Origin of the sequence: Tatumella ptyseos ATCC 33301 (genome assembly GCF_000735525.1) — a bacterium.
In the GTDB taxonomy this organism is placed as follows: Bacteria; Pseudomonadota; Gammaproteobacteria; order Enterobacterales; family Enterobacteriaceae; genus Tatumella; species Tatumella ptyseos.
In genome coordinates this window covers 38,581-44,580 of sequence record NZ_JMPR01000031.1, presented here as the reverse complement: position 1 = coordinate 44,580, position 6,000 = coordinate 38,581, and the positions used below count along the sequence as shown (strand labels likewise).

General features: G+C 45.3%; 4 protein-coding genes and 2 pseudogenes. 2 read left to right on the top strand and 4 right to left on the bottom strand.

Translation table 11 applies throughout. From position 1 onward, the window contains the following. The first annotated feature begins 53 nt into the window (after positions 1 to 53). Positions 54 to 1,185 (top strand): annotated as a pseudogene (locus GTPT_RS09095) (IS3 family transposase). A 162-nt stretch (positions 1,186 to 1,347) separates the two neighbouring features. Here the strand turns inward: GTPT_RS09095 and GTPT_RS09090 are convergent. The 3 genes from GTPT_RS09090 to GTPT_RS17980 are packed head-to-tail and all read right to left on the bottom strand — an operon-like array spanning position 1,348 to position 4,666. Beyond that, a complete protein-coding gene (locus GTPT_RS09090; protein ID WP_029990493.1) occupies positions 1,348 to 2,970 on the bottom strand; it encodes a UvrD-helicase domain-containing protein in 1,623 nt (540 codons plus the stop codon). Further along, positions 2,967 to 4,190 (bottom strand): ATP-dependent nuclease, encoded by a 1,224-nt coding sequence (locus GTPT_RS09085; protein ID WP_345968893.1) that lies wholly within the window; start codon positions 4,188 to 4,190, stop codon positions 2,967 to 2,969. Before GTPT_RS09085 ends, GTPT_RS09090 begins: the two co-directional genes overlap by 4 nt. Further along, a complete protein-coding gene (locus GTPT_RS17980) occupies positions 4,184 to 4,666 on the bottom strand; it encodes an AAA family ATPase (RefSeq protein ID WP_345968892.1) in 483 nt (160 codons plus the stop codon). The genes GTPT_RS09085 and GTPT_RS17980 overlap by 7 nt, the downstream gene beginning before the upstream one ends. Positions 4,667 to 5,386: 720 nt before the next feature. Here GTPT_RS17980 and GTPT_RS17485 point away from each other — a divergent pair. Further along, positions 5,387 to 5,514, top strand: a pseudogene (locus GTPT_RS17485) (IS3 family transposase); the annotation flags it as partial. 101 nt (positions 5,515 to 5,615) lie between these two features. Here GTPT_RS17485 and GTPT_RS09080 read toward each other — a convergent pair. Then, positions 5,616 to 5,870: a pyocin S6 family toxin immunity protein gene (locus tag GTPT_RS09080; protein WP_029990490.1), complete on the bottom strand. Its 255-nt coding sequence runs from the start codon at positions 5,868 to 5,870 to the stop codon at positions 5,616 to 5,618. Positions 5,871 to 6,000: the final 130 nt, after the last annotated feature.

The following is a 6,000-nucleotide window of genomic DNA, read 5'->3' as shown; positions in this document are numbered from 1 at the left end:
GGGATACATCCCGATGTTAGTAAAGTCTTCATAAGCCACATGAGGACGTCCCCATGAAGAAGCGTTTTTCCGACGAACAGATCATCAGTATTCTGCGCGAGGCCGAAGCCGGGATTTCTGCACGGGAACTTTGCCGCAAGCACGCCATTTCCGATGCCACGTTTTACACCTGGCGCAAGAAGTATGGCGGCATGGAAGTGCCTGAGGTTAAGCGCCTGAAGGCGCTCGAGGAAGAGAACGCCAGACTCAAGAAGCTGCTTGCCGAAGCCATGCTGGATAAGGAGGCTCTTCAGGTGGCTCTTCAGGTGGCTCTTGGGCGAAAGTACTGACGACAGACCAGAAGCGGGAAGCCGTGGTGTTGATATGTGATGCAACCGATCTGTCGCAACGTCGTGCCTGCAGACTGGCAGGTTATCCCTTTCCACCTGCCGCTATGATGCTCAGCGTCCAGCTGCTGATGTGCATTTATCTGGACGTATCACTGAGCTGGCACTGGAGCGCAGGCGTTTTCGTTACCGGCGCATCTGGCAGTTACTGCGTCGGGAGGCCCTTCACGGTAATCACAAGCGGGTATACCGCATTTACCACCTTAACGGACTGAGCGTAAAACGCAGACAACGTCGTAAAGGGCTGGCGACAGAACGATTTCCACTTCTGCGCCCGGATGCACCGAACCTGACCTGGTCGATGGATTTCGTTATGGACGCACTGGCCACCGGTCGCAGGATCAAGTGCCTGACCTGCGTGGATGATTTCACGAAGGAGTGCCTGACAATTACCACCGCATTCGGGATTTCAGGCGTGCAGGTCACGCGTATTCTGGACAGTATCGCGCTGTTTCGTGGCTATCCGGCTACGATAAGAACCGATCAAGATCCGGAATTCACCAGCCGCGCACTGGATCAATGGGCCTTTGAGCATGGCGTGGAGTTGCGTCTTTTCCAGCCGGGCAAGCCGACCCAAAACGGATTTATTGAGAGTTTTAACGGACGATTCAGAGATGAGTGCCTGAATGAGCACTGGGTCAGCGATATTGTTCACGCCAGGAAAACGATTAATGACTGGCGGCAGGATTATAACGAGTGCCGTCCACATTCATCGCTGGATTACCAGACTTCAGCTGAATTTGCAGCAGGCTGGCGAAACGGGAAATATGAAGAAAAACCAACCGACATTACTAACTGAAGGTTGTATCTAATCCTGGGGGCAGGTCAATACCTTTTTTCGCTACCATTGAATATCGTGATAAATATAAATCATGAATGCACTTAAATAACCCCCCAGAAAGTTTTCGAGAGGAGAGTAATTAATTATCAGTAATATAGGTAGTTTTCAAATTTATCCCCCTTACATTTTTATGAATAAACCGTCCAAACCAGATCTGTTAAGGAACTGAGAAGGCGCCCCCCTTTTTAGTTGCCCATTTGTATTGTATCGGCTGTCGGAATAGAGGAGAGTTACAGCTTTTCGCGCCCTTGTCACACCTACATAATGCAGGTTAAGGCACTGTTGTTCATTCTGAAATATCACATCATAACTTCCCTGAACAAATTCCCGAATAGGAATTACCCAGTCATAAAGATCAAGATGGAATACAAAATCAAATTCCAGCCCTTTAGACTTGTGCAGGGTCATAATTTGTACTTCATCTTCATGAACTTTGAGATAGTTATTTCTCACACGCTGAATTGTTAGCGCGTCCTCAATACCATTGATATGCTCTTCCGCCATTCCGACGCCGAAGCAGCGGAAAACAATTTCTTTGATAACGTCCAAGAGAGCTTGATCAGTACAACTCCGTGTCTTCCGCATAAGGATACGCGTCTGTACAACTAAATGACGCTTGCAGGTCGGGTTCAAAAATTCATCAAGTAGAGGTTGAACCGTCAACTCGTCAGAAAAACGATAGGACAGCAGCGCTCTGATTAGTTCTGATGTCCTGCCACCTATTTTGGAGAGACGATCATCAAGGTAAGCCCTATTTGGGGCTTTCAAGTTGTCAGCAATCAGCTCAGCACACATGTTGCTCCGTACCAGAATTGCAATCTCGCTATTACATGGTATAGAAAAATGCACTTTCATTGCGGGAAGAACAGAATCTATCCATTCAGCGATGTTCTTTTGGCTTCCCTCGATTTTTTTCCTGTACACTCTCAGTTCATCCGCTTGCTGCAAGTGACATGTTGGGTCTTGCAGACGACTGGCATAGTTGATAATTGATGGGTGGCTTCTGAAATTCAGAGTTATCCTTTTGTGGCAGAAATCACTTGATTGTAAAAAGTCATTAAGCGAGTCACTACCCCGATGTGAATAGAGATAAATTGACTGCTCAGCATCACCAACAACCGTTAGCTGCAGCCCTATTGAAGCTAGTAATTTAAAAAATTGATGGGTAAAAAATCCGGTATCTTGATATTCATCCACATAGATCCCACCAGTATATCTTGCCTTGAGATATCGCTGACATGCAGGGGAATGCATTACAACATAGCAAGCTATGATGGGTAACAACTCAAGGACTATCGTTCCTCTCTGGTATAACTTGCATAGCTCCTCCATCCCGGTATCACTGATGTTATTTTCCATTTCAGCATGCAAGAAATACTGCTCCAATTTAGCCTTAGTCTGTGTCTCTAGATCCGACCAGCGGACGAGCTCTGTCTCCTGATGAGGACGGAACCATAGATGCGCGATAAATTGCATAACAATTTCACGCAGCATAAATTTGTCTGTAGTTCCGAAAAAGCTGGCCTTCAATTCGCCAACTACCGTTTTACATCGCGTCTTAAGTTCTGTAGATGACTTGTTGGTAAAAGAAATGGACACGACCCCCTGGAAATCGCGGCATAATTCTAGATGTCGAATGATCCTATGGACTAGAACGGTTGTTTTACCGCTTCCAGGGCAGGCGGTGACAACCAAGTTCCCGCAGTGGCTGATCGCATCAACCTGCTCTGCTGTCAAAATCATACTTCCTCCTTAGCAAGCCGCTGAGCATATAAAAGTGGTCGAGCGATATCCTTGTCTGATAGTTCAGGCAAAACTGTCCTGTAAGCGTTCAAAAATTCGCGCATCCTGATCGCTTTTTTCTCTCGGAAATAGTCAACCGCATCATCAGGATTAGTCTTGCCGGAAAATTCCATCATGTAGCTAGTCAAAGTACCAGCCAAATCCCCTTCAAGATCGGTGAATGACAGGAAGACGCCGTAAGGATTAACCTGCGGGGAAACGGTTCCCCAAGCATTCACCAGATCCTTATGTTTAATTTCATTTGGGACATTGATTCCTTTAGGTAACCCGCATAAAGCAAGTGCCCGGTTTACTCCTGTATAGCTCCAGTCTGTACGTCGTGGAACTTTCGCAGCGTCATTATCTGTTCGCACTACCCAGCGGATGTTCAGAGCCTGTAATATTTTTGTATAAACATCAAACTGTACGCCATCCACTGACATAATGCTTACATTAAGCCAGTCGAGATCTATTTTGAGTGCCTTTGCCAGCTCAGTGTAAAAAATCACTTCTGAAGGTCCCTCAACAAGCAAAACCACATTAGCAAAAAATGCCTCTGCTGGGATGATACTCATCCGATACCCCATACCATCCCATGCATCACTAATGCATGCCGAACAACCGTTGCTAGCGGCAGAGGTTTCACCCCTTCGAGAAAATAAACGGATAACGGAATCTGGCGTGAAATTAACAGCAATCTGAGGAGAGTGTGTAGTTACGATCGACTGCCCAGGCAGATTTTCCGTAAGATAGGTTGCTAATTTACGTTGCTGATGTGGAAACAGGTGTGCCTCGGGTTCCTCAATGCAATAGATAACAACTTCACTGCTAACATCGTGCTCCCGTAGGCTTTTTGCTCTCCAAAGGGCGAGAAGTATCTGGTTATTGAAACCGTCACCGCCCAACATGAGCTTTTTCCCGCTACTGCTAGCTCCCAGCTCTAGCTTCTCAATGAACTGCTCGATGCCGATAGCCCCGGTATCGAGTTGAACGCGCAGCCGTTCATGGTTATAAGAGAGCTTTCTTAACTCTTCATTGAGCTCTGCTGTTGCCTGTGCAACATAGCTGATGTCCCGTACCTTATTATTCACGTCACTTAGCAACGTATTCAATTCATCGAAAATAGCTTGATCACTGCGGCTCTGTTCTTCGTTGCGAATGTCCTGAGCCAGCCTTAGCAAGTGTTTTTTTCAATACGTATATATTTTTCAAGGTCGCGCTGAGAATTAATATATTTAAGGTTTAGATATTTTAAATAAAAACGATTGGGAACTTCCTCGTACTGAATACCATCATGGCTTAGCGAAACGGAATAGTCGAGATTAGCTAGCGAAGCTTGATATTTTATGTACGTCTCCTGATCTTCGCTGATGTAGCCTCCTATTCTAGAAACGATGGCATCTTCTATCACCTCTGCAAATTGAATGACAATTTCAAGGTTTTCGTGTTGCTCACCTGTTTCGGTAATATGGAAATCATTGCTTTTAGGTTCAAGTTCAAGCTCTGATAGGCTTTTGTCCAGAAGAAGCCTCAAGGCATATAATAGATTTGTCTTGCCGACGTCATTTGCTCCTATAATAAGTGATGATTTCTTGAAATTGATACGCGCGTCCGCAAAGTTCCTGAATCCTTTTAAAAAAATCGTTTCAATAAACATGGAAGTCTTCCTTAATACTATTATTCTAAAATGAAGTTTCAGTTACAGCCCCTCATGGAAAACAGTAGAATGAACTTGCCACACAGGTCAACATTGTATTGCCATATGTTAACGATACTCTCAAACTAAAACCAAACCCCGTGACGTGACTCTCTCCTGATTGATTAACTCACTACGGTGTGGACAACGACAGCTCTTGGCAAGGACGGATTGTCTGATCCCCTTAGGTACATCTCCCCTGCAGGAGACAGAATCAACACCCCTAGCAGAGGTAGACATAGTAGTGATGACCAAATGCTACATGGCCACTCAGCTAAGGTTTAAGTAACCAGCGTTTATTGGTGGTCATTCTGGTGGTCTTGACAGACAGGAAACTCTAGTTTAGCTTATTTATTAGCCAGTTGCTGGCAAAGGCGATCCCAGTCAGAGGAGCCATATTTAAGAAACCCGCTTAAGGAAACTTAAGCGGGTTTTTTGCTTTTATCCGTTGGTTATCCCTTTCTTCAGGTTCACCCTCGTTCAGTAAAAACGGTAATCCTCCCGAAAAACCGGTGTATTCATAAGCAGAACTTTCCCGTAATCTGAACTGAGGAGAATTCAATGAAGAAATCGCGTTTTACCGATAGCCAAATCCTGGCGATCCTTAAGCAGGCTGAAGCCGAAATCATTCAGGAAGCCATAGCAAAAAAGTGGTGAAGCCATCGCGTAGAAAGCTGATGGCACGTGAAGCTGTCAGATGGTCGTTCTGTACGTCTGCTAATATCATTGATGACTTTAATCGTGAGGCACTGGCGATTGATGCCGACTTTTCACTTCCGGCCATACGTGTCGTAAGAACGCTGGAGCGCAACAGTTAGTCGAAGGGATAAGGAATAAAGCAGCTCTAAGGAGGATGTGCTGCTTGCGTTAAATTGGCAGTTGATAACTTCGCTGCGAGGATAACTATATTTCAGATTTCCCCACCTGATATTTGAAAATCCAAATCTTCCTGGAAAAAGTTTTTATCTAAGATTTTCTCAATTGCCCTGACCTGTTGGCTGGTAAGATCCCATCCACCAATCCCTGCACTAAAGTCACTATAATCTTCATCTGTCCAAACCATGACTTTTGCTACTTCCGGGAGTTTTTCTTTCGGTATATCGATTTCGAAGACGAGTAGTTCATCTACACGTTCGAAAGCATCAATAGTATAAACAATTGTCATTTTTCTACCATTTTACCATTATTGGTATCATGGGGTTCTCCGGATACGATAACCCCTGCCTCACCACATTTCGGACAGGGGGTGGTTTTATCCTCAACGCGGCCCCCCGGAGACCGTGCCCGGTATCATT